The sequence below is a fragment of the Acinetobacter sp. RG5 genome (assembly GCF_031844265.1).
Taxonomy (GTDB): Bacteria; Pseudomonadota; Gammaproteobacteria; order Pseudomonadales; family Moraxellaceae; genus Acinetobacter.
On the sequence record NZ_JAUZUV010000017.1, the window covers coordinates 15,104 to 39,856 of the forward strand.

Consider the following 24,753-nt stretch of genomic DNA (forward strand, 5'->3'; position numbering starts at 1 on the left):
TTAATGAGTAATAAAAAAAATGCTGGGAATTTGTATGAAAAGTTATGTAAATTCATGCACCTAATAGCAATTTAAAAACCTTGCTTGTTTTTCTCTCCGAATGTTTAGGTTTTACATGAAATATTTAGGTCTAGCTCTATTGCCTTTAATGGCTGCCATGACAACCGCTCAGGCGGAATCTGCATTTGATCCACAAGGTCAGTATTTACTGGGGGACTGGAATGGTCAACGTACAGAACTGGCCCAACAGGGAATTAAATTTGAAGCCAATCTGTTAACCGATACCGCCTATCTTGCTGATGGTGGTCGTAATGAGGGCGCAGGTCCATTAACTTCTGCCCAATTATGGCTGGGTACTCAACTGGATATGGAAAAGCTGGCGGGATGGAATGGTGTCACTGTACGTGCCGTGATGACTGCACGTCAGGGTCAAAGTACCTCTGTTCGTGACTTGCAGGATCCTAATGCACCACAGCTGGCCAATGTACAAGGCACTTTTGGGCGTGGTAATCAGGATAGCCGTCTGAGCGAGCTGTCTATTGAAAAGAATTATAAAGACCAAGGGCTCAGTATTAAGGCGGGTCGTCTTGGTCTGGGCATGGATTTTAATGTCATGGCTTGTGATTTTGCCAGTACGGCATTTTGTGCTGCACAGATGGGTAAATGGCAGGGCAATATCTGGATGAATACGCCTGTAGCACAATGGGGTGCGCGCGTGAAGCAGCAACTCAATCCTGAACTTGCGGTACAAGTCGGTGTGTATGAGTTTAATCCGGATAATGGTAATGGCGCTAAAGAAGGTCAGGGCTGGAGTCTGGATACCGACCATGCAGATGGTGTGACGATTCCGGCAGAAGTGATCTGGACACCGAAATCATTGGTGAATGGCTTGCCGGGCAGCTACCGGGTTGGCGGGATGTACAATACGGCCGATGATGTTGCCAACCAAAAAGATATTGCCAATCCTACTGATGCCAAAAACCATACCTTTGCAGGCTGGTTAGCTGTAGAACAGCAGTTAACGTCTATAGGTCAGGGCCGTCAGGGTTTGCATTCATTTGCTAACTTTACCTGGCATGATCGCGATACTAACAAAGTGGATAATTCACAACAAATTGGTGTGAAATATATCGGTCTTGCGGACAGCCAGCCGAATGATATTTTAGGTCTGGCGGTCAATCGTGTACATATTAATGACCGGATCAAGAATCTGAATTTTGATGCGAGTGCAGAATACAATATTGAACTGAACTATAGCTATAACGCAACAAAGTGGCTGATGCTGCGTCCAAACCTGCAATATGTCATTAATCCAGGTTCAAGCAATAATGTAGATGATGCACTGGTACTCGGTTTGACTACACGAATCATCTTCTAAAGTTTGATCGTTCACGTTATAACTAAACAGGCTCTTGGGAGCCTGTTTTTATTTTTAGAGTGAAACTGGGCAATAAAAAGAGGAAATACAGCGTGGCATTACTATTTCAACCTATTCAATTTGGATCACTGCAACTTCAAAATAAAATCGTAATTGCGCCGATGTGTCAGTACTCTGCAACAGAGCAGGGGGAAATTACCTATTGGCACGAGCAGCAATGGGCCAACTATGCCTTATCGGGTGCAGGTTTATGTATTGTCGAAGCGACTGCGGTACAGCCAGAAGGCCGGATCAGTTATGCCGATCTGGGTTTATGGAATGACGAACAGGCAAAGCAGATCAAGACTTTACTGGAAAAAGTCAAATCCATCTCCCCGATGCCTTTTGCTATTCAGCTCGCACATGCCGGACGTAAAGCCTCAACAGATAAACCATGGGCAGGTAAAGGTCAATTTAAGCCGGATGAAGCATATGGCTGGCAAACTGTTTCTGCGAGTGATATTCCTTTTCAGACCGATGAACATCCACCTAAAGCCTTAAGCCAGTCGGAAATTGAACAGGTCATTGCTGACTTTGCAGAAAGTGCTAAACGTGCAGTTGAGGCCGGTTTTGACCTGATTGAGCTGCATGCAGCGCATGGTTATTTATTGCATCAGTTCATGTCACCACTTTCAAATAAACGTGATGATCAGTATGGCGGTTCACTGGAAAACCGGATTCGCCTGACTCTGGAAGTATTACAAGCCATGAAAGCGGCGGTTCCAGAAGGTTATCCAATTGGAGTACGTATTTCGGCCAGCGATTGGATGGATCAGCCAGATAGCTGGACCATTGACTCTTCAATTGAATTGTCCAAAGCACTGGAAGCTGCGGGTGCTGCCTATATTCATATTTCTAGTGCCGGTTTACATGCCAAACAGAACATTGATGTGAAGCCGAATTATCAGGTGCCTTTTGCAGATGCGATCAAGAAAGTCGTGAATATTCCCGTGATTGCCGTCGGTTTGATTACTGAAGCTAAGCAGGCAGAAGATATTTTACAAAAGGGCCAAGCCGACGCTATCGCACTGGCTCGTGCCATTCTTTATGATCCCCATTGGCCTTGGCATGCAGCGGCAGCACTTGAGGAAAAAATCAAGATTTCACCGCAATATCTGCGCTCTGCACCCCATGGTTTGAATCACCTGTTTGAGCCTTTTTAACACTGCTTTAGTCTCAGAAATTCTTATAATGGAATATCACTGGCAAGAGGATACTGCATTATGATTTTTGCGGTCATTGTGCCCATATTTTTATTGTTGGCGCTGGGTTATCTGACTGTAAAGAGTCAAGTGTTAAACAAAGAACAGGTGGGGACGGTCGGTGCCTTTGTGATTAAAGTAGCCTTGCCCTTGCTGTTCTTTCAGTCCCTTGCCTCCAAAGACCTGCATGAAATCTGGTATTTTGAATACTTTGCCGTGTATAGCAGCGTGACCTTACTGCTCTATGGTAGCGGTTTCTGGATCATGCGCCGTCATTTTCAGAATACGCATTCGCAAAGTGCAGTCTTGTCGCTGGGTGCTGCAATGTCAAATACCGGGCTGATTGGTACAGCTGTGCTTAGCTTATTGATCGGACAACAGGCGATGACCTATACCTCTCTGGTGGTCATCATTGAAAGCGTGTTGCTGATTCCGCTGGTGCTGGTCATGGCTGCGCTGGGCACACAACATCAGGCGAACCTTGGCGCCATTTTGAAAAGTGTGCTACTGACCTTGCTAAAGAATCCCTTATTTATGGGAGTGATGCTGGGCATGGCCTGTGCAGTTTTCCAGATTAAAATTCCAGTCTATCTCGATCAGGTCTTTGCCTTGATTGGTCAGACGGCCTCACCATTGGCCTTGTTTGCCATTGGAGGTGGGATCGTGGGAATGAGTCTGAAATATGTCAACCTGCAAAGTTTCTATCTGGTATTTTCCAGCAATATCATGATGCCGTTATTGATGTATCTGGGACTGAGCCAGTTAACTGATTTAAGTCAGGAAATGGTCCATGCTGGTACGCTAATTGCAGCTTTGCCGATGCCGACGATTTTTGGCATGCTGGGACAGGCGTATGGTTTGAATGATCGAACCTTAACGCCATTGTTGATGAGTACCATTGCCGGTTTTATCGTGACCAGTGGCTTAATTGCCTTGTGGTGGGGATAATCTTTTAGCAGATGGATGCTCTGCTACTAAAAAAAGCCCCAAATTGCATGGGGCTTTTTATATTTTAATTTTGTGGAATTAACTTAACTTTTCTTCGCAGGCGCTTTTTTCTGCTCAGCCAGCATTTTGTCTACCGCTGCCAAAGACTCTTTGGCCTGCGGAACATTTTGCTGCGCCAGTGCGGCAAAGATTTTCTTAGCTTCTGGCAGATTTTGCGGAACAATACTGCCATTGGCAAACATATTACCTACTGCCATCAGCGCCGGAATATAACCTTTTTTGGCGAGTTCCTGAATGCTGCTTAGGCCTTGCTGAATCGGTTTTTCATCTTTGTTTTTGAAACCGCTGCTGATGTCATATAAGGCTTTGGCATGAATGGCCTGCATATTGCCTTTGCTGATCAGCGGTTGCAGCTTTTGTAGTCCGGCTTTATTTGACGCTGTCGTATTTTCAGAAAATAGCAGTATGGCCAGATCAATGCTGGCATCATCAAATTTGGCTGCTGAAGCGCGTTCCAGATGCTGTTTGGCTTTGGCCAAATCCTGTTTGAGGCCGAGTGTGCCGGCTGCATAGTTTTTACCCAGTACATAATTGGCCACCGGATAGCCTTTGCTGGCTGCCTGCTCGTAAAGCTGAATGGCTTTTTTCTCGTCCTTGGTTGTACCTTGGCCGGTTTGGGTCAAATAGCCTAAGTTATATAAAGCTTGGGCATTTCCCTGACTGGCCAATTGATTCAAAGCGTCATAGGCACCTTTAAAATTATTGGCTTTGACCATGGCCTCAACTTTTTGGAATTGGGGATCGACTTGATCTTTTACGGTATTTGCCAGAGCGAATTGCGCAGAAAGGGCAAGAACTGTAGCGAGTACTAATTTTTTCATGGTTCCTATAACCTTATTATTGCTGGCACCTTATTCCTTGGTGCCGTTTTAATCATTTTCACTTACATCATAAAAGGATTTTGTGCTTTGTAAATATACAATTTGTCACTAAATACAAATCATCGAAGCACAATATACCGATTAAATCGATGCATGATTTGCACAGGTTTCTGATCAATTCTGCAGATATCAAAAGGATTACTTTGCTTCAGCCGACTTCTCTGATTAAATCTCGGTTTGAATCAGACTCCCAGGATTTAACCATGTTTGTCAAAACCATTAAACGTCACTATGACAGAATCAATGCTGATGAATCGATTGCCGATGAAGACAAGATTGATGCGCTGCTGATGAAACTTGGTGCAGAGTTTTTGATGAGTCAGGAAGACCGAGTATATGTCTTTCAAAAAGGTGAACTCACGGCAAAGTTTGATGCCAAACATGCGCGGGCCTATCATTTTAAAGATTATGTGGTAAAAGACATGAACAAGCTGTTTCATGGCTTCTAAAATAAAAAAGCCAAGAATTTTATCTTGGCTTTTTTATGAGTTATGCAGTGATTATTGCGGACGCGCTACATCACCGCTCAAAGCTTCCGGAAGTTCCAGTACTTCTAGGCCCAATTCGGTCAATGCTTCAGGTTTTGCAACGACTAGCGCTTTATAACCGTCGTCAATCGCGATGCTATTGACAATTTCAACATCATTATTCAGTTTGGTCGCAACATCAGGCACGGTACCTGTGCCTTGAACCAGATGTAACCAGTGTTTTGGCTTGGCTTTAAACCACAGGCGTGCAATGACTTCCTGACCCAAGTAGCAACCCTTGTCATAGTGAATGCCTTCGCGTTGATGCAAACGTAATTCTTGTGGTTGAAACAGGGTCGCGGTGGCAGCCTGAATCCAGGCCTGACCTGATTCAATGGCTTGCTGTTCCCACATCGTTACATCGGTTTCAGTCGTAACGAAGTCAGTATGAATGCCATTGATGACTGGATAAACTGGACCAACCAGTTCCAGTTTCATTTTTGAAAAGGCACCAAATTTTTTAATATGATTGGTCAGTTCCGTAGCCTGATCTTCAGTGCTGACGATTTCAAAGCTTTCCGGACTGATTTTTTTAAGCCATAAGCCAAATTGAATGCGTCCTTTCAGACTGCAGATTGCAGTATAGCGTGTCTGGTTTTCCGCCAAAGTTTCAGTATTCAAAGTCACCTGACCTTGAAGGAATTTTTGTGCATCTACACCATTCAGACTAAACAATGTAAAAGCAGGAGACGCTGCCATAATAAGCCCCGGTTTGAATACTATAAATCAATGCAGTTATTGTGCAGCAAGCATCAAATAGAGGCAAACAAAAAAGCCAACAATCGAAATCATTGGCTTTTAGCGAGCAGATCTTTAGTGGTGAAGGCTAGACGGTAATGGCGAATCACAAGGGAATTTTCCTCCACAGACCCGTACGGTTTCCATCATGCCCTGATCTTCATGGTCGAGGATATGGCAGTGCTGTACGAAGTCACCTTCAAATTTCTTGTAATGGCTTCTGAGAATAAATTTATAGTTAGCTTTTATAAAAAGCGTATCCTTAAATTGTCCTTTCATGCTACGGTATTGCACATCTTCAAGTCCATTTGGATCTGTGACTGGCTCAGATAATGCTTCACTGACATCTTTACCATCAGGATTCAAAATTTTAACAATCTGGAACGGGTTAACATGAATATGGAACGGATGACCGCCAAAATTTTCGGTTGTCAATTCCCATTCATCAGTCTGTCCAACTTGTAACTGACGGACATATTCGCCACCCACTGATCCCTCACCATCAAATTTATCTCCAAAACTTATTAAGTCACCACCTTCTTTATGGCGAAAGCCAAATTTCAAGCCATTCGCAAAAGCCAGCACAAAAGCACTGTACTGTTTTGGTCGGGCAGCAACCACCTTATCAATCTCTTTCGTCATCAATGATGGATGATCACTAAACGCAGAAAGATTAAGCTGAGATAACTGGGTCTGGATATCTTTGCTTAACCCAATTTTTTGTGCACGATCTTTCAGGAACTGGGGCAGCAGTCTGAGCCTTGGTTTTGGCTGCTTTTACATTAACCCATCCAAGCAGTTGGGCATTAAAAAGATTGGTTGGGGCAAGTTGAGGTGTAGTTTGGCCCGTTGGTAATGGCGCGTTAATTTCATCATCGATATTCAATTTGGTGTCAAAAATGCAGTATCTATTGGTGGTCGGAAAGGCAACCATTGCATCATGACGATAACCAGGATGGAACACGGACAGGGTTCTGGTCTGTACATGATTCATGGTTAAGCCATCTTGCGCGATGGTATGCACATTCAGGCTATTCAGCTTCTCAATTTCAGCTTTCTTGTCTGCCTCCTGATAGGCTGAACAGGCTTTAATGGTTTGCTCTGCAGTAAACTTACTGGAGTCAGGAATTTCCTTAATGATTAAACCAATAGTATCGCGTACACCGCCATGAATCATGCGCCAGCGGTTAAATACATTCTGTTCAACCTTCATTTCTCCCACAATTTTACCGTTGATAGACGTGTAGTAATTCTGGTTGGTCCAGAAGCCGCCAATAGACAGGTCATTATAATTTTCTAGCATGCCTATACCTACACCTTTACAGTTATTGGGAACAGCAAATGTGACATTAGGATCGGGATTGCTACAGCGATATTGGATTTGCTGGAACAACAGGATGTTTTCGTTTGGGTAACTGTTTTTTTCTTTCCATAGAATATCCATATCTCCAGTTGAAGTGACTTTGCTATTTTTGACTTTTGGTGTTCTTGAGCCTTCAACAATCAATGGGCCTGCCATGCCATTCGACACCTGAAGAGCAGTTGAGCCATGCAGATGGGCATGATACCAGTAAGTCCCTGCAGGATGATTCGGTTCCATTTTGAACTCATAATCAAATTTTTCCTGAGGTTTGAATTTCAGGAAAACATTATCACTATTGCCTTGAGGACTGACCCAGAAGCCATGGGTATGCAGGTTGGTGGTATTAAAGCAGTGTGGTTCATTTACATTCTCGACATGAGTTGGACAGGTTGTTTCTGACTCGGGTGGAAGCTGGTTATTCAGGTTAAGCGCCATGGTTTCACCCTGTTTGACCCGAATCTGTGGCCCGACCAATTGATCCTCAACATATTCACCAGTTTTTTTCTTATCAAATAAACTGGGTTTGGTTAAATAGCCTCTCAGCAGCACCTGATCCCATAAGCCGTTTCTGGGGTTATAGAGCTTGTTAGTCTTATAGGCCACGATCAGCTCATATTTGCCTTTGGCACTTTTCGGTAACAGGGGTGGGTTGCTAATCAAGCTGTCTGATGTTGTCGGAACGGGATGTGAGGGTTTGGGTGAAGGTGTGGGGTGTGAGGGATGAGAGGGTTGGGACGGATTAGAGGGATTTGACGGTGGTGATGGATTTTTTGTTCCATCCCAACCGCGAGCTAAGAGCATCAAAATGGCGGCTATAGCTCCGAATATTGCGATTTTCAACATTTCAGTTCTGCCTGTTATGGTTATTGTTTTAATGTGAGGATTGTGAATAACGTGACATACGTCACACTGAGCTTCTGATAGTTTTGGAAAATCTGTTATCCCAAATTAGGGGATTGAAATTTTGCTAAATGCGGCGGCAGGACAGGCCTATGAAAACCAGTGAGACTATATTTTTTTATCTTTAAAAAAATGCACATAAAATTAATTATTTATTAGTGATATTAGTGGGTTAGGGTAATAATCAAATAAAAAGATAGAGAAATATTTTGCAACATAAGACTAAAGAATAAGGCGAATTATTCAGATTTTTTTAGCAAAAGACCGCTTTAAAGCAAAAATTCTAAAGTCTGTGTAACAAATTTTTGCGAAAATACCGATTTTTATAATTAAGTATTTGAAAAATATAAAATTTGGGAAATGCTATTTGTGCGGCGTACAATGCTGCTATTACAAAAGTAACTCATCGATATCTATTGATGAATAAAAATAGAGATAAACGAGGGCAGGCAAGCTTATGAACAACAACTACCGTAAACCGCTGCAATCCACCCAGCTGGAATATTATGACGTGCGACAGGCCATAGAAGATATTCAGCCAGGCGCATATGCCAAACTTCCTTATACTTCCAAAGTCCTGGCAGAGCAGTTGGTGCGTCGTTGTGATCCTGCCATTCTGGAACAGTCTTTACGCCAGCTGATTGAGCGTAAACAGGAACATGATTTTCCCTGGTATCCGGCACGTGTAGTGTGTCATGACATCTTGGGGCAAACGGCACTGGTTGACCTTGCCGGTTTACGTGATGCGATTGCCGATCAGGGCGGTGATCCATCGAAAGTCAATCCGGTAGTTCCAACCCAGCTGATTGTCGACCATTCACTGGCGGTTGAGTTTGGTGGTTTTGATCCGGATGCCTTTGAGAAAAACCGTGCCATTGAAGACCGTCGTAACGAAGACCGTTTCCATTTTATTGAATGGACTAAAACCGCATTTGAAAATGTCGATGTAATTCCTGCCGGTAATGGCATCATGCACCAGATCAACTTGGAGAAAATGTCTCCGGTGATTCAGAACCGTGATGGTCTGGCATTCCCGGATACCTGTGTTGGTACAGATTCGCATACACCTCATACAGATGCATTGGGCGTGATCTCGATTGGTGTTGGCGGCTTGGAAGCCGAAAACGTGATGCTGGGCCGTGCATCGTGGATGCGTCTGCCAGATATTATCGGTGTGGAGCTGGTGGGCCAACGTCAGCCGGGTATTACCGCAACGGATATCGTCTTGGCATTAACCGAATTCCTGCGTAAAGAGCGTGTGGTTGGCGCATATTTAGAATTCTTTGGTGAAGGTGCTGACAGCATGTCGGTGGGTGATCGTGCCACGATTTCTAATATGACCCCGGAATATGGCGCAACGGCTGCGATGTTCTATATCGACCAGAACACGATTGATTATCTGACCTTGACCGGTCGTGAGCCTGAGCAAGTCAAACTGGTTGAAACTTATGCCAAGGAGATCGGGCTTTGGGCATCGGATATGACTCAGGCGGAATATCCGCGTGTATTGCGTTTTGATCTATCGACTGTGACACGTAACATCGCTGGCCCATCGAATCCACATGCACGTGTATCAACCTCTGACCTGAAAGAAAAAGGTATTGCCGGTAATTTAGAAGCAGCTCGCGCGCAAGAAGCGGAAGGCTTGATGCCAGATGGCGCGGTGATTATCGCGGCGATTACCTCTTGTACCAATACCTCTAACCCACGTAATACCGTGGCGGCAGGTTTACTGGCACGTAAGGCCAATGAATTGGGCTTGGTCCGTAAGCCTTGGGTGAAATCTTCTTTTGCACCGGGTTCTAAAGCAGCAGCACTTTACCTTGAAGAAGCAGGCGTATTGCACGATCTGGAAAAATTGGGCTTTGGTATTGTGGCCTATGCATGCACGACCTGTAACGGTATGTCGGGTGCGCTTGATCCAAAGATTCAGCAGGAAATTATTGACCGTGACCTGTATGCAACAGCGGTGCTTTCGGGCAACCGTAACTTCGATGGGCGTATCCATCCTTATGCGAAACAGGCATTCTTGGCTTCACCGCCTTTAGTGGTGGCGTATGCGATTGCCGGTACGATTCGTTTTGACATCGAAAAAGATGCTTTAGGAAATGATAAAGACGGTAACCCGATTTATCTAAAAGATATCTGGCCATCGGATGAAGAAATTGATGCGCTGGTAAAAGTGGCTGTAAAACCAGAACAATTTAAAAAAATCTATATTCCGATGTTCGATTTGGGTGTGAATGAAAAGGCAACAAGTCCGCTGTATGACTGGCGTCCGCAAAGTACGTATATTCGTCGTCCGCCGTATTGGGAAGGGGCTTTGGCTGCACCGCGTACATTGTCAAATATGCGTCCGCTGGCGATCTTGGGCGACAACATCACCACCGATCATTTGTCACCATCGAATGCCATTGTTTTAGACAGTGCTTCGGGTGAATACCTGAAAAAAATGGGTGTGCCTGAGGAAGACTTTAACTCTTATGCAACGCATCGCGGTGATCACTTGACTACGCAACGTGCAACATTTGCCAACCCGAAACTGTTTAATGAGATGGTGGTGCGTTCTGATGGTACCATCAAGCAGGGTTCGAAAGCACGTGTGGAGCCTGAAGGCGAAGTAATGCGGATGTGGGAAGCCATTGAAATCTACATGAACCGTAAACAGCCGTTGATTATTATTGCTGGTAAGGATTATGGTCAGGGTTCTAGCCGTGACTGGGCGGCGAAAGGTGTGCGTCTGGCAGGTGTAGAAGCAATTGTCGCTGAAGGTTTTGAGCGTATTCACCGTACCAATCTGGTCGGTATGGGGGTGTTGCCGCTTGAGTTTAAACCGGGTACAGATCGTAAGACTTTAGGTCTTGATGGTACTGAGCTGTACAGCGTGATTGGTAATATCGCGCCACGTTCGACGTTGACTTTGGTGGTTGAACGTTCAACCGATGATGGTAAGAACCAGATTATTGAAGTGCCTGTGACTTGCCGTCTGGATACTGAAGAAGAAGTGCATGTGTATGAAGCGGGTGGGGTATTACAGCGCTTTGCACAGGATTTTTTGGAAGGGAATGTGGCTTAATCTTTTTTAAAATCACCCCTAGCCCCTCTTTGAAAAAGAGGGGAACTTCCTCCTTTTTTAAAGGTGAGAAGCATTGCTTCGCAAGGGTGGATTAAAGTTGTTGATATTGTTTAAAAAAGACCCTACTGTGAAGTGGGGTTTTTATTTAGAGCATTAATGTCTTTATCAAGAAAATACAAACAGGTACTTTTCTTTTTAAACTTAAGCAATTGAGCTTCCTCAATGATTAAAGACGTCTATAACTTTAAGGGAATATAAAATTTCATATGGCTATGGCGATAATTTTGTATTAACGCACTGCGCTATACTTGACCTTATGCATCACTTATCTCAATGTTATTAAACTAGTTAACTTGAAAAAAATAATAAATTATCACTTAATTAATGAGTTATTGAATAATAATTAGAAATACTACTTTGCCCAAATGCCATCATCATTTACAAAAATGGACAATAGACATTCATCACTAGAGGGTTATACTAGATAGACCATTTCTAAAACCATGGAGAACAAAGATGGTTACTGCTGGCGAAAAACCCGGAACAGGCTTCTATTTTTGTGTTCAATGCGGACACCGCACCTACTTAGAAATTGGTACTGATCGTTTACCACCGTGTACCAAATGCCAAGGCAATCAATTTAACAATAAGAATGCCTAAGCAAAACAACTCAAACAGTTACCCTCTGTTTTGAACGAAAGCCCTATTACTCGATAGGGCTTTTTGCTGTGGTATCCAAATTTCATACATAGAAATAAAAAATTATTATGAGAAAACAGTTTTATATCGGGAGGAGAATCTTGGTTTAAAGTAAAAAATTATAATAAATTCAAAAAATTACTTGAACTATTGTTATAAAAGGTATAGGTTGTCTGCTTTAAAAATTAGCTAACCACTTAGAATTAAGGTTAGATATTTCCGGGGGGAAACAATGAAAAAATTTACAGCTTTAGTAATAGGAAGTGTGATGTTATTTACTTCAGGCTGTGCGACGATGTTTAATGGTTCAACACAAACTGTGAATATCCGTAGTAACGATGAATTGGCTAAGTTATATGTCAATGAAGAATATATGGGTCAGCGTAATACTGTTTATACTTTCAAAAAGAAAGAAAATTATGTAATTAAAGCAGAGAAGCAAGGCTGCCAAACCAACATCGTTATTCCACAAAAAACTTTTGATCCAACAACCTTATTAGGTGTTTTCTTGGATTGGGGAATTATCTCTATTCTCGTTGTGGATGGTGCTGCTACTGGTGCATGGCAAAAATTCAGCCAGACAAGTTTTGTAGTGGATCCTAATTGTTAAATAGTTCACTCCGATTTAAAAAATATCCCATTAAATAATGGGATATTTTTTTTTATAGATTTTATTTTCTTAAAATATTATTGTTTGAAAATTAACCAATAAAACCCCATATAAAACCCTAGATTCATCGTGTTTAGGGCAGCTCAATTGCAATATTATCTTGATCTTAATCATGACTCAGGTGTTGCCAATTACGAGATTGGTAACGAGTTTATTCGGGTTCAATTTAAGAAAACCTCGAAAGTTTATACCTACAGCTATAGCAGTGCCGGCTATCAGCATGTCGAAAACATGAAACAGCTTGCCCAATATGGCGATGGGCTAAATGCCTATATCAATCATCATACTCGACAGCTTTTTGTACGTTAAAACTGGTCTGCTTCTTGCTTCAATGAAAGTCCTAAAAGGCAAATATTTTCTAAAGAGTAAATATCTGCCTAGAAATAGTGCAAGTGCATATATTAAAAAGAGGGCTATCACCTATGGATATTCAACAGCACGCACCAGAGTCAGGAAAGTTAGATAAAAAAGCCCATTTCTATTCTGCATGGCCACTGATCCTGATTCTTTTTGGGGGCGCGATTGGCTCGGTTTACGCTGTGATCGCTTATTTGCTTAATTTGAAAATTTATAGTTCTGAGTTGACTAGAATTAATAAGGTACTGGCTAATTTTCTGTGCGGGATGTCCGCGATTAGTGCCTGGTGGTTTAGTGCGCAATGGATTCAGGGAAAATTCTTTCAATAAAACAGCAATCCTGTCCTGAATGTAAATTGCAATAAAGTCTCATTTTGGCGAATAAAAAAGCATAAAAAATTGGAAATGGAATTTATTTCTCTATATGTGGGTTAATAATGAAATAAATTTTCAGATTCATGGAAAATTAAAAAAACATAGGAAATTAATCCCGTCCATCTTTGCCTAATATAGCTCTCAAGGGTGTGATGGGATCGGAAAGAGTAGCATGCTGCGAGCGGCGCAAAACGCGAGTGCAGTACGAACCCAAAAGGTCTCGATCCGGCTTAGGACGCTATAGACCAAAAGTTTATAGGCTATAAGATCAGGTCTTACAAAGAATGATAGTTGAAGTAAACCATTGCGAGTTTTCCCAACACCCTAAAAAATTCTCCAGAAATATACGTAGAATTAAAAATTAAAATAAATATAAATCATGAATTTAATAAAAATATCCAGCTAAGCAAGATACAAATAAGCCCTTCATTTCTCAACCTGATCTGTTATTTTAAAAACATCAGTTGCCCCTTAGGGGAATCCTCATGAATCTCGATATCTGGTGTCGTTTTTTACTGTTTTGCACACTCATCAATTATGTCATTCTCATGATCTGGTTCGTGGTCTATGTCTTTGCCCGAAACTGGATGAAGCAGGTGCATGGAAAATGGTTTCGGCTGTCAGATACCAGTTTCGATATGATTCATTATTCGGGTATGGCGCTCTATAAAATTGGGATTCTGCTATTTAACCTGACGCCGTTAATTGCAATCTATCTGATGAATCAAAGCTAAGTGCGATGTTGTGATTGAATTTTCAAGTGATAAAAATAAGATTGGATTAATATCATTTTATCGCTACTTGATAGCGTGGCAGGATCAATAAGAACGAAAAAAGATTTCAAAGGAGTTGAAGGATGAATCAATTCAAACCGGCCCTGATTTTAGGTGCCTTGATCGGCTTGGGAATGATTATTGCAGGATGGATTCTCGGCAATAGCGCGCTGAAAATTAAACAGTATGAACGTATAGTTTCGGTCAAAGGCTTGTCGGAACGCGAAGTCAAAGCCGATGTGGCGGTATGGCCAATCCGCTTTAATGCCGGCAGTCAGGATCTGGCTGAATTGTACGATACCATGCAAACCAATACCCAGGAAATTCAGACCTTCTTAAAAAATGAAGGATTTAGCGTGGAAGAAATTACCAGTGCTTCACCGAGTATTACTGATAAATATGCCCAGCAATATGGCGGGGATGCCAATGTCGCACTGCGTTATACCGCCAGCCAGACCATCACCGTCTATACCCACAAAATAGATGCAGTACGCGCGGCACAAAGTCGCCTGGTGGCCTTGGGCAGAAAAGGCATTGCCTTTGCAGGGGATGATTCTGGGCAAAGAACGGAATATTTATTTACCAAGCTGAATGACATCAAGCCGGCGATGATTGAACAAGCCACCGAAAATGCCCGAAGTGTGGCAGAAAAATTTGCTGCAGATTCAAAAAGCAGTCTGGGCAAAATCAAGTCCGCCAATCAGGGGCTGTTTAGTATTGAAGATCGCGACAGCAATACGCCGTATTTGAAAAAAGTACGCGTGGTCTCGACGGTCGATTATTATCTGGCAGATTAAGCTGAGCTGGTCAAGCACGGTAATTGACAGCCTAGAAGCCGCTTGTTATTTTGCGCGCATTATTCCAGATGCTGTACCCTTAAAATGCCCATCAACCATGACTTTGTCTATTGTCCACCGCAAGAACCACTGCATATCGTTTATGAAGATGATGATCTGGTGGTAATTGAAAAGCCGGCCGGATTATTGTCGGTTCCGGGGCGTTTACCTGAACATCATGACAGTGCCTATTTGCGGGTTCTGAACCAGTATCCGCAGGCCAAAATTACCCATCGTCTGGATATGGCCACCTCCGGTATTTTGATGTTTGCCAAACACCGCGATGCAGAAGTGGCGGTGAGTAAAATGTTTCAGGCACGCACGGTACATAAAAATTATGTTGCACTGGTACAAGGCAAACTTGAAGGTGAGGGCAGCGTTGATGTGCCTTTGATTACCGACTGGGAAAACCGTCCGCGTCAGATGGTGCATTTTGAACTGGGCAAGGCCGCCAAAACCCTGTATCAGGCCTTAGAATATCTACCCCAGCAAGACATTAGCCGGGTACTACTGACACCAATTACTGGCCGTTCCCATCAGCTACGCGTGCATATGCTGCATATCGGTCATCCCATTACTGGCGATAAAATTTATCATCCTGAACCCCAGCGCAGTCCTTTAAATCGTATGGCCTTGCATGCCAGTTATTTGGCTTTTACCCAGCCTTTGAGTGGTGTCCCGGTTGAAATAAAGGCAGAAATACCATTCTAATTTGATTCTGCTTAATAGTTAGATTCAACCGGACACATGCTTTTTAAGCTCATAAATATGATGAGGTTCAAGCCCTTAAACTGGGCAACCCGAATAAAAAGTGTGAGAATTTATTTCGATAGTAGCTTGGAGATGAGTAGCTTTACAAGCATGTTCAAATGAAATTTTCTACTGATCCATTGCCTGATCGGTTGTCACTACCGCACATAAATTTTTAATGTTCGGTTTATCTCTTGATGATGAGCCTAGAGAATTTTTATTCTTTTATCTCCCACTATAGGCCTGATGCCTTTATTTTTATGGTTTTTTAACCTTCCTTTCATTATTTTTAAACTTTCAAATTATATCCTTTGATATAAAAAATATCGTAAGTTGTTTCAGAATGGATTTGTCTTGAGCTGGAAAGTAGTCAGTCATACATGACTTACACATAAAAATTTTGTAGAAAAATAAAATGAATGAATGACTTAGTATTGATCAACGGCTTTGATTATCTGGCCGAAGTGATGCAAAATTAATCATGACTTTATAATAAATTTTTAATTTGATGGTTTAGGGCGCTGCCCGGGGTTAAAGGAAAGAACGATGCTCAGTATGGCTCTCTTCGTTCTCGCGAGTATTTTAATATGTGCATTGCTATGGAGCTTAAAGGTACAGGCTTCATTACGCAGCAATATCCAGTTTTTACAGGAAAACCTGGATCATTCCCGCAGCAAATTGGCAGATTATGAAACTCAAGTCGATGAATTGAATTATGAAATCACCCAATTGCGGGTACAAAATGGCAGTTTAAACATTGCCCTGAATAAATATAAAAAATATCAGGATATCTGGGATATCGAGCAATATATTATTAACCGGACTTTGCAGGCTGAAAACTTTGTTGAAGCGACCAAGCTGGATGCTTCGATCATGATCGATGATCTCAAAGCCTATATCGCAAGAGTAAAAGATTATCTTGCCCAGTTTCAGGCGCAGGCCGTGGCCGAGGTTGAGCAGGAGGCCCGACAAAGTTTGCACGGTTATTATGAACAGGCTAAACAACAGCATCGCTTGCAAGAGGTATTGAGTGCTTTACAGCATAAAATACAGGCCCAGCGCTTCGGCTTGCAGCTTCCCGCAACACAGGTTTTAGAGCAGCTGATTGAGGGTTATAGCGAAACGGATGCGGTTGGGCATTTACGCAATGTCCGTGACAGAATTCAACAGGCCATAGAAAAACAGCAGGTGGCGAGCTGTAATTATGTCGACGACAATCGCCGTCGAAGTACTATTGAAATCCTGAGTCTGGCTTTCAACTGTAAGGCAGATTTATATCTCTCTCAATTAAGCACAGAAAATTTGGGCGAGATATTGCAGGCCTTAAAGGATGATTATGTCTTGCTGAATTATACCGGGCAGACACTGAGTCAGGCGATGATTCAAGAATCCTATCTTGATCTGCGTTTAGAAGAACTCAAGTTTGCTGCGCTGGTTTTGCAATTGGAACAGGATCATCTGCATCCACACATCGCGTAGATCATGACATTCATAGGTCTAGAAGATTTTTACCAGAGTATTCTGAATGCCATAAGTTGGTTTAAATCCTGATATTTTTCAGGATTTTTGGCCTTGAGGAATCTTGACTATATTGATCCTCTTACTTATTTTTATATTTATAAAAATCATATGTTTATTTATGGTTAAAAGATAATATTTTTTGTCTGTATCTCGATAATTGTACAAAAATCAGCTAATCTTAAATGCAGAATAAAACAGCATCATAATAAGGATACTTCTATGTCACGTGATTACAATCAATTCCCTGACGATGAAAATGGCAATGTACTGTGGCAAATGCATCAGGATGGCGACGACTTGCAAGAAGCGCACGAAATTGAATTTTCGATTGCCTTTGCGGATGAAGCGCAGGCAGATCGCTGTGCCTTGCATCTATTAAAAGAAGAGCAAAAAATCAGCCTGTTTCAGGACGAAGAAAGCGATACCCTGGAATGGATTATCACGATTTATGTGTATATGGAGCCTGCCTACGAAGATATCGTGGATCTGGAACAATGGTTCAGCAAAATCGCTGCACAATTTCAGGGCGAATATGATGGCTGGGGCTGCATGGCCTATGTCTATGATGATGAGCTGGATGACGAAGAGAGCAGCCTGCGTAGTAGCTGATCATGCTTGTATTTAAAGCATTTAAAATAAGAGACCCGGTGCTGCCGGGTTTTTTTATTGCTCTATTTAATTGCTACACGAAGATTTGAGCTTGAGTATAGATACATACTCATTATATATAGCCAGCTCAAAACTGGATAAAATAACTCAAATGAGTACTTAACTCAGGCTGATGATGCTGAGGATTTAGTTACAACAAATGCAGGGAATATCCCGCAATAAAAAATAATAAGAACAAAGGACAAGAAAAAATGAGTTACACCTTAAAAATGCATCGTGTGTTCAGCGCACCACCGGAGCGGGTGTATCGTGCCTTTGTGCATCCGGATGCACTGGCCAAATGGCTGGCACCACATGGCTTTATTGCCAAAGTAGAACATGCGGAAGTTAAACCCGGCGGCAGCTATAAAACCACCTTTACCAATTTTTCTACCGGGACCCAGCATCATTTTCATGGTGTTTATCATGAGGTCATTCCCAATCAGTTGCTGCGCTATACCGATCAGTTTTCTACCCCCGAATTGCAGGGTGAAATAGAGGTCACGATCATCTTTGAAAAAGTGTCAATCGGTACCGGTTTACACCTTATTCAGGTGGGTTATCCGGATGTGGTGCCGCCAGCGGTATGTCATTTGAGTTGGCAGGAATCACTGCAACTCCTGTCTTTGCTGGTTAATCCGCAGATTTCAGACAATTAATTCCTTGGATCTCCTGTGTTGGTTTCATCCCAATGTCCTCTCCATCAGCGCGCCTGACAAAGATGCTATACTGTGCGCTTATTTGTTTCATTTATTTTATTTTTCTCTTTTTTTCGAGGTTCTTATGGGTCTGCCAAACTGTCCAAAATGTCAATCTGAATATACCTATGCAGATGGCGATCTACTGATCTGTCCAGAATGCGCACACGAGTGGAAAGAAGGTGAAATCACTGAAGAGCAAGTGATCATTAAGGATGCCAATGGCAATGTGCTGGCGGACGGTGATAGCGTAACGGTGATTAAAGACCTGAAAATCAAAGGTTCATCTTCAGTGGTGAAAGTGGGCACCAAAGTCAAAAGTATCCGCTTGCTGCCTGATGCTGCCGATGGGCATGATATCGATTGTAAAATCGAGGGAATCGGCCCGATGAAACTGAAATCAGAATATGTAAAGAAAGCTTAAATTTAGCCCTAGACTAAAATTCTGACGAGAGAATAATACGGTTGATTAATCGTATTATTCTCATTATTGCTGAAATTCTGGGCAGATTATTTTCCTGTTGCCCTGATCCTCACGTTTCGATTTGAGACCACTTTAATGCCACACCTGCATCTGGAATATTCTGACAATCTGCAACATATCGAGATCAAACCCTTATTGGTCGTGATCCATCAGGCACTTTTTAACGCCGGCCATGTCACCGATCCCAATGATTTAAAAAGTCGTGCGATTATGCAGCAGGATTATGTGATTGGACTGAATGCTGTTACAGATCAGGCCTATGTGCATGCTAAAGTTTCACTGTTGAGCGGGCGCAGTGTCGAAGTTCGTCAGGCAATTTCCGAATTGGTGCTCGACGTCATGCAGCAATATATTGCGGCCCAGCCAGACTTAAAAATACAGCTTTGTGTCGAAATCATTGAAATGCCAAAGCAGACCTATAGTAAAGCCATTATCTGAATGATGGCTTTTATCTGTTGATATGGCATGGATCAAATGCCTTAAAACTTTATTAATGCCATACGAAATTTATAAACAGATCGACTTGGTCTGTAACAGCCCGCTATCTTATTCAGATCTAAAATTATTTCTATTTTTAAATGACGCTTTATGTCATTTACAGGCATGCAATAAAAGTTCTAAAGTAACTTTTAATCGCTGCTGATTTTTGAATCATCCAATTTAGAAACAGCATATTCATCCTGATTGAAATAAAAATAATTTAAAAAATAATCTTCAGGTGAGCTGTATCCAATCCGGCAGTGGGAAGAGCAAAGCGAGAATAACGCTTTAGCATAGGCATAATAATAAGAACAAAAAGATCAGAAATCCGGTGAGTTGATTGAATCCCAGATTTCAGGTCTGACTTGTCCGGTTGAAGGAAATTTTATGCAGGTTTTTGGGGATGAAAAATTGGCTCAGGAAGTCATGGCATTTCTTCAGGAGTGGGATAATGCCGTAGCCAGACTTGAAATTCAGGATATTGTTCAATTATGCCGACCCGATATCCGTCTGGTCGATGTCAGTATGGAAGTGAAAGGTGTAGAAGCCTATCAGGCACTCTGGCAGCAATATCGGGCATTTATACCGGAAGGCATACGCATCGAACGCCAAGACCTTAATATTCATGTCACTTCTGATCTGGCTGTAGTCGATGGTTATGTACGGGTGAGTTATGCGGTGATTGAACCGATTCTCCAGCTGGGCTGGTGTCGGGTCAGCATGTGCTTGAGCAAGCAGCAGGGCAAATGGCAATTGCTGCATCAACATACTTCAGTCCCTGTGCAACTCGAAACCCGGAAAATGCGCCGGATCAAAAGCGTGAGTTAATCTATTTACCTGAAAAGATTTAAGTGAAATATCTTTGCAAATGATTACAGGAATACCTTTGTAACAAAAATATAGAAAGTCCTAAATTATGTTGAAGGAATAATATTTTAGGACTTTTCAGGTGGATAACAACAAGAACAGTCAAGTAAAACCACGACAGGCCAACCTGCAACAACAGACTGAAGTATTGATGCCGGATCAGTCCGAGCGGCAGCGCACCCAACATGCACTCAGAATGATGGCAGGCTTTGTAATTGCTGCTGTAGTCATGACGGCATTGTATTTTGGCCGTGATATTTTTATTCCGCTGGCTTTGGCCATTCTGCTGGCATTTTTACTTTCTCCTCTAGTTTCTCGCTTAAAGCGCTGGGGCTGTCCCCAATGGGCGGCGATTGGCCTGGTCATGTGCCTGACCTTGTCATTTCTGGGCGGCACTGCAACTTATCTGGGGGTGCAGCTTGGTAAGCTGAGTCAGGAACTGCCGCAATATCAGGACACCATCCAGCAAAAACTGAAAATGCTCGAAAATTATCGTCAGGGACCGAGTATGTGGGACGGTGCGATCCAGACCTTTGACACGGTAGAAAATTCGATAGACACCCAAGAACAGGAAACAGAAGACCCGAATGTGCAGAATGTCAAAGTCGTGGGCCTGGAACCAACGAGTGAAGAGGCTGCGCTGGACTGGTTGAATAAAATTCTGAATCCACTGGCGATTATCGGGATTGTGTTCCTGTTTATGGTATTGATTTTATTCAATGGCAAAGACTTGCATGACCGTTTTCTGAAACTCTTGGGCGGTAATCTGAATATCGGCACCGATGCGCTGGATGATGCCGGCAAAAGTATCGGAACCTATTTGCGCATGCAGCTGCTGGTCAATGTCACTTATGGTATTCCCATGGCGATTGGGCTGTTATTGATTGGCGTGCCAGCAGCGATCATGTGGGGGCTGGTCGCGGTGGTTATGCGTTTTGTACCCTATGTTGGCCCGATCGTTTCAGCTATTTTCCCGATTACACTGGCTTTCGCCGTTGATCCGGGCTGGGACATGGTGCTCTGGACTGTGGCCTTGATACTGGTGCTGGAACTCATCAGCAATAACGTGATTGAACCGTGGCTCTATGGGGAAAGTACCGGTCTGTCTACTTTGGCAATTATTCTGGCTGCTACGTTCTGGACCACCCTCTGGGGACCGGTAGGGCTGATCTTGTCGACGCCTTTGACTGCCTGCCTGCTGGTTTTGTCCAATTATGTACCGGCACTGGGTTTTGTCAAAACCTTACTTGGCAGTACGCCAGTATTGTCACCCTCCGAACGCTTTTACCAACGACTGGTGGCTGATGAAGTCAATGATGCAATGCAGGTAGCCAATGATTACATCTGTGCGCAATTACCGAAAAAGCCCAGTGCAGAGGAGGTGGCCCGTCGGGTACAAATGTTCTATGGCGAAGTGGCCATTCCAGCCATTCGGATTTATTCTCAAGGACATGATACCGATGTCACTGCCGAACACCGGTTGCGTCTTTATCAGGGCTTGCAGTTCTTTAATCATGCGTTTCAAAAAGCCTATCCGAGTAAGATGAGTGCCGAGCAGCCCGAAGTTTATTGTGTTGGTGCGCGTTGGGAAATTGACACCCAGATTTCTGCCATGTTGGCGCATGCCCTAAATCTCAAAAATATTGCTGCCCGAAATGATCTGGATGTGCTGATTCAATCGAGTGAATCAGGAAAGGGTATTGTACTGCCAGCTTCGATCAAGATTTTATGTGTGTCTATTTTTCATCATGCGCCTGCGGCACAGATTCGGTTGCTGAAATATAGACTGGCGCAGCAATATCCTGAGCTGAAAATCATTTTTGCGACTTGGAGTGTGATGCAGCTGGAGCTTCTGGATGAACTGCAACAACGTTTTGAGCTGCAGGCACTGGTCAATAATGTCGATGATCTGATTCTGACTATCGAAACTTATACCTTGAATGAAGGGGAAAGCTGGTTTGAGAATCTGGAGATCAAGAATGAAAAAGAACGGCAGCAGGCCTTAAATGAGTTGGGATTATTAGATCACTTTCATCAGATCCTTTATAAACAATATATTGAAGAAGCCCGTCAGGCTTTTGATGTCGACTACGCGCAAATTTCCTGGCTGAATCAGCATGAAATGTATATTCCAGTCAGTCCTTTTACCCAGGAGGCAACCCAGCAAATGTGCAAGGATTCAGTCTGCACCCATCTGCTCTATCAGAATGAACCTTTGGTGATAGAAGACTTGCAGCGTGACCCGCGCTTTCCACATCTGTCAGAATTAAGACAGTATCATATCCGTTTCTATGCCGGTGTGCCCTTAAAAGATAAAAATGGAATTGCGCTTGGGAGTCTGTGTCTGCTGGATAAACAACCGAGACAGATGCAGGCCGAAGATATGATTCTGCTTAAGGCTTTGGCACAGGATTTAATGGCGACTTTGAGCAACGAGCGTAAGAAAAAAGATAAACAGAAGCAGATTGAGCAGATGCAGCCAGCCACCTCGGCAAGCATTTTAAATAAGGACTAAATGATGAAACAAAAATGGATCTACAGCATCAAAATCATGAGTATCACATTTGGTCTAGCCAGTATCAGCTCATTAAGTCTAGCGGCCATGCAGGGACTGCATTTTTCACATAAAGACTGGGAAATTGCCTGTGATAATACCGGCACCTGCCGCGCTGCCGGTTATCAATCGGATCAAGATATTGATCAGCCAGTTTCAGTTTTATTGGAGCGTGCGGGGGGTGTAAACAGTGTTATCAAAGCCCAAGTCCAGATTTTACCCTTAGCTGCTGCCACACCCACACGACAGCTTCAGCTACAAATTGCCAGCACACCTTATGGCGTGATTGGTCTCAATCGGGAAGGAATAGGGCAACTCAATAGCAGTCAAACGCGTGCCTTGCTGAAAGCAGTGCAGGGAACGAGTCCAGTGATATTTAAAAATGCGCAATCACGCTGGAACTTATCGACCGCCGGTGCCAGTGCCGTTTTACTGAATATGGATGAATTTCAGCGTCGACTTTCTACGCCCTCAGCCTTGATCAGGCCGGGGAAAAAATCCAATCAGGCGGTGCTCAAAGCTGCAGCGATACCGAAAATTCAGATACCAAAATATCAGTCAGGCAAAGTCACTCAAGCGAAATTGAATACGGCAGCCAGTCAGCAGATGATTCGAAAACTGAAAGCCACCACCAACGAGGATCAATGTGATTTGCTGTTTAGCCAGCGTTTTCTCAATGATGATGTCATGACCATTTATCCCATTAATGCCCAGAATCAGCTGGTTCAGGTGCCGTGCTGGCGCGGGGCTTATAATATGGGTAGTGGCTTCTGGCTGATGGATCAAAATAAGCAACTGAAACAGCTAGTAACCACCTCGGGAGAAACATTTAGCCAAGGCCAGATATTTTCTGGGCATAAAGTACGTGGTTTGGGTGATTGTCTGAGTCAGGACGAATGGGCCTGGAATGGCAAGAAATTTGTCAAAAGCTTCAGTAGTCTGACCGTGCAATGTAAAGGCTTCGCCGGTGGTGCTTGGAATTTACCGACCTACGTAAGCAAAGTCATTTATCAGGCCAAATAGTATTGTTTATAAAATAGCAGCGATAAAAAAAGCCTGACGCATTCAGGCTTTTTAATTTTAAAACATGTGATTTTAAAAACGCTTTGGAATTCTCTGGCCATTTGGAACAGGAATTTCAGCATTTTTTAATACTCCAAATAGCCAGGTTTCAGCATACTGTACTGCAGTTTTTAACTGGTCGCCCATGGCCAGACGTCCGGCTATGAAACTGGCCAATGAACAGCCTGAACCATGATATTCACCTGGTAGACGTGGACAGCGAGTTTCGTTGACCAGTTCACCTGCAATATACAGGCTGTTCTGAATGTAATCTGGCGTATCTTCATGACCGCCTTTGACCAAAACCGCCTGTGCACCCATTTCAAATAATTTTTGAGTAGCCAGTTTGAGGTCCTGCTCACCCGTTAGGGCACGTAGTTCAACCGTATTCGGCGTTAAGATGGTGGCCAATGGAATCAGCTGGGTAAATGCTTTGACCAGCGTTTCCTGATTGCCCAGCGAACCGCCACTATTGGCGACCAAAACCGGATCCAGCACATACAGATAATCTGGATGTGCAGCCAGAAACTCGGCCAGTGCTGCGATATTGTCTGTGGTGCCTAACATGCCAGATTTTACGCAACGAATGGGCAGGTCATTGACCACCGCATTGGCCTGTGCCAACAGCAATTCTCTGGAAGTGGCTTCGAAACCAAAAACCTGCTGTGAATTTTGAATAGTGAGGGCTGTGCAGGCAATTGCCGCATGTGCACCACTTTGACCAATGGCTTCAATATCTGCTTGAAGGCCGGCTCCACCTGAAGGGTCTAAACCGGAAAAGCAAAGTACGGTAGGGCGCAAAATGATGTCCTTCATTCACTAAAATTGCATTAGTATAGGCAAATTTGAATGAACTCTCGATATTAAT

At 43.2% G+C, this 24,753-nt stretch carries 23 protein-coding genes and 1 pseudogene; 20 read left to right on the forward strand and 4 right to left on the reverse strand.

Annotated features, from left to right (window positions below; all coding sequences use genetic code 11):
- Positions 1 to 115 precede the first annotated feature (115 nt).
- The 3 genes from Q9R21_RS12380 (at position 116) to Q9R21_RS12390 (ending at position 3,567) form a co-directional block, all read left to right on the forward strand.
- Positions 116 to 1,378: a carbohydrate porin gene (locus Q9R21_RS12380; RefSeq protein ID WP_311204599.1), complete on the forward strand. Its 1,263-nt coding sequence runs from the start codon at positions 116 to 118 to the stop codon at positions 1,376 to 1,378.
- 92 nt (positions 1,379 to 1,470) lie between these two features.
- Positions 1,471 to 2,580, forward strand: a complete 1,110-nt coding sequence (locus Q9R21_RS12385; RefSeq protein WP_311204600.1) for an NADH:flavin oxidoreductase/NADH oxidase — start codon at positions 1,471 to 1,473, stop codon at positions 2,578 to 2,580.
- 60 nt (positions 2,581 to 2,640) lie between these two features.
- Positions 2,641 to 3,567, forward strand: coding sequence for an AEC family transporter (locus tag Q9R21_RS12390; protein ID WP_243475098.1), 927 nt, complete (start codon positions 2,641 to 2,643; stop codon positions 3,565 to 3,567).
- Between the two features lie 83 nt (positions 3,568 to 3,650).
- Here the strand turns inward: Q9R21_RS12390 and Q9R21_RS12395 are convergent, their stop codons facing one another.
- Positions 3,651 to 4,448 (reverse strand): tetratricopeptide repeat protein, encoded by a 798-nt coding sequence (locus Q9R21_RS12395; RefSeq protein WP_004281723.1) that lies wholly within the window; start codon positions 4,446 to 4,448, stop codon positions 3,651 to 3,653.
- A gap of 263 nt (positions 4,449 to 4,711) precedes the next feature.
- On the opposite strand from Q9R21_RS12395, the gene Q9R21_RS12400 reads away from it, so the two are divergent.
- Entirely contained in the window at positions 4,712 to 4,957 is a 246-nt protein-coding gene (locus Q9R21_RS12400; protein WP_004645929.1) for a hypothetical protein, read from the forward strand.
- Positions 4,958 to 5,008: 51 nt separating this feature from the next.
- Here the strand turns inward: Q9R21_RS12400 and Q9R21_RS12405 are convergent, their stop codons facing one another.
- Together Q9R21_RS12405 and Q9R21_RS12410 are read right to left on the reverse strand one after the other, a co-directional pair.
- Positions 5,009 to 5,734 carry a folate-binding Fe/S cluster repair protein gene (locus tag Q9R21_RS12405; protein WP_311204601.1) on the reverse strand — a complete coding sequence of 242 codons (726 nt, stop codon included), beginning with the start codon at positions 5,732 to 5,734 and terminating at the stop codon, positions 5,009 to 5,011.
- 114 nt (positions 5,735 to 5,848) lie between these two features.
- A pseudogene (locus Q9R21_RS12410) lies at positions 5,849 to 7,979 on the reverse strand (multicopper oxidase family protein).
- Positions 7,980 to 8,493: 514 nt separating this feature from the next.
- Here Q9R21_RS12410 and acnD point away from each other — a divergent pair.
- The 16 genes from acnD to Q9R21_RS12490 all read left to right on the forward strand — a co-directional run bounded on the left by acnD (position 8,494) and on the right by Q9R21_RS12490 (position 23,846).
- Positions 8,494 to 11,112 carry a Fe/S-dependent 2-methylisocitrate dehydratase AcnD gene (gene acnD / locus Q9R21_RS12415; protein WP_311204602.1) on the forward strand — a complete coding sequence of 873 codons (2,619 nt, stop codon included), beginning with the start codon at positions 8,494 to 8,496 and terminating at the stop codon, positions 11,110 to 11,112.
- Positions 11,113 to 11,628: 516 nt separating this feature from the next.
- Positions 11,629 to 11,772, forward strand: a complete 144-nt coding sequence (locus Q9R21_RS12420) for a zinc ribbon-containing protein (protein ID WP_004645925.1) — start codon at positions 11,629 to 11,631, stop codon at positions 11,770 to 11,772.
- Between the two features lie 307 nt (positions 11,773 to 12,079).
- Positions 12,080 to 12,421 carry a hypothetical protein gene (locus Q9R21_RS12425; protein WP_004645924.1) on the forward strand — a complete coding sequence of 114 codons (342 nt, stop codon included), beginning with the start codon at positions 12,080 to 12,082 and terminating at the stop codon, positions 12,419 to 12,421.
- A 147-nt stretch (positions 12,422 to 12,568) separates the two neighbouring features.
- On the forward strand, positions 12,569 to 12,790 hold the full coding sequence (locus Q9R21_RS12430; protein WP_016806680.1) for a hypothetical protein: 222 nt from the start codon (positions 12,569 to 12,571) through the stop codon (positions 12,788 to 12,790).
- A 113-nt stretch (positions 12,791 to 12,903) separates the two neighbouring features.
- Entirely contained in the window at positions 12,904 to 13,167 is a 264-nt protein-coding gene (locus tag Q9R21_RS12435; protein WP_311204603.1) for a hypothetical protein, read from the forward strand.
- A 530-nt stretch (positions 13,168 to 13,697) separates the two neighbouring features.
- Positions 13,698 to 13,946, forward strand: coding sequence for a DUF6868 family protein (locus Q9R21_RS12440; protein WP_005106158.1), 249 nt, complete (start codon positions 13,698 to 13,700; stop codon positions 13,944 to 13,946).
- Between the two features lie 122 nt (positions 13,947 to 14,068).
- Entirely contained in the window at positions 14,069 to 14,782 is a 714-nt protein-coding gene (locus Q9R21_RS12445) for an SIMPL domain-containing protein (protein WP_005266007.1), read from the forward strand.
- A gap of 84 nt (positions 14,783 to 14,866) precedes the next feature.
- Positions 14,867 to 15,532 carry a pseudouridine synthase gene (locus Q9R21_RS12450; protein ID WP_311204604.1) on the forward strand — a complete coding sequence of 222 codons (666 nt, stop codon included), beginning with the start codon at positions 14,867 to 14,869 and terminating at the stop codon, positions 15,530 to 15,532.
- Positions 15,533 to 16,117: 585 nt separating this feature from the next.
- A complete protein-coding gene (locus Q9R21_RS12455) occupies positions 16,118 to 17,050 on the forward strand; it encodes a hypothetical protein (protein ID WP_311204605.1) in 933 nt (310 codons plus the stop codon).
- A 261-nt stretch (positions 17,051 to 17,311) separates the two neighbouring features.
- Positions 17,312 to 17,701: a ribonuclease E inhibitor RraB gene (locus Q9R21_RS12460; protein WP_004281735.1), complete on the forward strand. Its 390-nt coding sequence runs from the start codon at positions 17,312 to 17,314 to the stop codon at positions 17,699 to 17,701.
- A gap of 251 nt (positions 17,702 to 17,952) precedes the next feature.
- Entirely contained in the window at positions 17,953 to 18,399 is a 447-nt protein-coding gene (locus Q9R21_RS12465) for an SRPBCC domain-containing protein (protein WP_311204606.1), read from the forward strand.
- 124 nt (positions 18,400 to 18,523) lie between these two features.
- Positions 18,524 to 18,862 carry a zinc ribbon domain-containing protein YjdM gene (locus Q9R21_RS12470; protein ID WP_064097130.1) on the forward strand — a complete coding sequence of 113 codons (339 nt, stop codon included), beginning with the start codon at positions 18,524 to 18,526 and terminating at the stop codon, positions 18,860 to 18,862.
- 135 nt (positions 18,863 to 18,997) lie between these two features.
- Positions 18,998 to 19,360, forward strand: a complete 363-nt coding sequence (locus Q9R21_RS12475; protein ID WP_311204607.1) for a 5-carboxymethyl-2-hydroxymuconate Delta-isomerase — start codon at positions 18,998 to 19,000, stop codon at positions 19,358 to 19,360.
- Between the two features lie 429 nt (positions 19,361 to 19,789).
- Entirely contained in the window at positions 19,790 to 20,230 is a 441-nt protein-coding gene (locus Q9R21_RS12480) for a nuclear transport factor 2 family protein (RefSeq protein WP_311204608.1), read from the forward strand.
- A 121-nt stretch (positions 20,231 to 20,351) separates the two neighbouring features.
- Positions 20,352 to 22,784, forward strand: coding sequence for an AI-2E family transporter (locus Q9R21_RS12485; protein ID WP_311204609.1), 2,433 nt, complete (start codon positions 20,352 to 20,354; stop codon positions 22,782 to 22,784).
- Between the two features lie 3 nt (positions 22,785 to 22,787).
- Entirely contained in the window at positions 22,788 to 23,846 is a 1,059-nt protein-coding gene (locus Q9R21_RS12490) for a DUF1176 domain-containing protein (protein ID WP_311204610.1), read from the forward strand.
- 72 nt (positions 23,847 to 23,918) lie between these two features.
- Here Q9R21_RS12490 and Q9R21_RS12495 read toward each other — a convergent pair whose 3' ends face one another.
- Positions 23,919 to 24,686 (reverse strand): hydroxymethylpyrimidine/phosphomethylpyrimidine kinase, encoded by a 768-nt coding sequence (locus Q9R21_RS12495; RefSeq protein WP_253159424.1) that lies wholly within the window; start codon positions 24,684 to 24,686, stop codon positions 23,919 to 23,921.
- Positions 24,687 to 24,753 lie beyond the last annotated feature (67 nt).

Excerpts from the sequence above, each read along its gene's own strand:
- Q9R21_RS12380 (WP_311204599.1), top strand. The coding sequence starts at position 116 with ATGAAATATTTAGGTCTAGCTCTATTGCCTTTAATGGCTGCCATGACA.
- Q9R21_RS12390 (WP_243475098.1), top strand. The coding sequence starts at position 2,641 with ATGATTTTTGCGGTCATTGTGCCCATATTTTTATTGTTGGCGCTGGGT.
- Q9R21_RS12395 (WP_004281723.1), bottom strand. The coding sequence starts at position 4,448 with ATGAAAAAATTAGTACTCGCTACAGTTCTTGCCCTTTCTGCGCAATTC.
- Q9R21_RS12400 (WP_004645929.1), top strand. The coding sequence starts at position 4,712 with ATGTTTGTCAAAACCATTAAACGTCACTATGACAGAATCAATGCTGAT.
- Q9R21_RS12405 (WP_311204601.1), bottom strand. The coding sequence starts at position 5,734 with ATGGCAGCGTCTCCTGCTTTTACATTGTTTAGTCTGAATGGTGTAGAT.
- acnD (WP_311204602.1), top strand. The coding sequence starts at position 8,494 with ATGAACAACAACTACCGTAAACCGCTGCAATCCACCCAGCTGGAATAT.
- Q9R21_RS12420 (WP_004645925.1), top strand. The coding sequence starts at position 11,629 with ATGGTTACTGCTGGCGAAAAACCCGGAACAGGCTTCTATTTTTGTGTT.
- Q9R21_RS12425 (WP_004645924.1), top strand. The coding sequence starts at position 12,080 with ATGTTATTTACTTCAGGCTGTGCGACGATGTTTAATGGTTCAACACAA.
- Q9R21_RS12435 (WP_311204603.1), top strand. The coding sequence starts at position 12,904 with ATGGATATTCAACAGCACGCACCAGAGTCAGGAAAGTTAGATAAAAAA.
- Q9R21_RS12440 (WP_005106158.1), top strand. The coding sequence starts at position 13,698 with ATGAATCTCGATATCTGGTGTCGTTTTTTACTGTTTTGCACACTCATC.
- Q9R21_RS12445 (WP_005266007.1), top strand. The coding sequence starts at position 14,069 with ATGAATCAATTCAAACCGGCCCTGATTTTAGGTGCCTTGATCGGCTTG.
- Q9R21_RS12450 (WP_311204604.1), top strand. The coding sequence starts at position 14,867 with ATGCCCATCAACCATGACTTTGTCTATTGTCCACCGCAAGAACCACTG.
- Q9R21_RS12455 (WP_311204605.1), top strand. The coding sequence starts at position 16,118 with ATGCTCAGTATGGCTCTCTTCGTTCTCGCGAGTATTTTAATATGTGCA.
- Q9R21_RS12460 (WP_004281735.1), top strand. The coding sequence starts at position 17,312 with ATGTCACGTGATTACAATCAATTCCCTGACGATGAAAATGGCAATGTA.
- Q9R21_RS12465 (WP_311204606.1), top strand. The coding sequence starts at position 17,953 with ATGAGTTACACCTTAAAAATGCATCGTGTGTTCAGCGCACCACCGGAG.
- Q9R21_RS12470 (WP_064097130.1), top strand. The coding sequence starts at position 18,524 with ATGGGTCTGCCAAACTGTCCAAAATGTCAATCTGAATATACCTATGCA.
- Q9R21_RS12475 (WP_311204607.1), top strand. The coding sequence starts at position 18,998 with ATGCCACACCTGCATCTGGAATATTCTGACAATCTGCAACATATCGAG.
- Q9R21_RS12480 (WP_311204608.1), top strand. The coding sequence starts at position 19,790 with ATGCAGGTTTTTGGGGATGAAAAATTGGCTCAGGAAGTCATGGCATTT.
- Q9R21_RS12490 (WP_311204610.1), top strand. The coding sequence starts at position 22,788 with ATGAAACAAAAATGGATCTACAGCATCAAAATCATGAGTATCACATTT.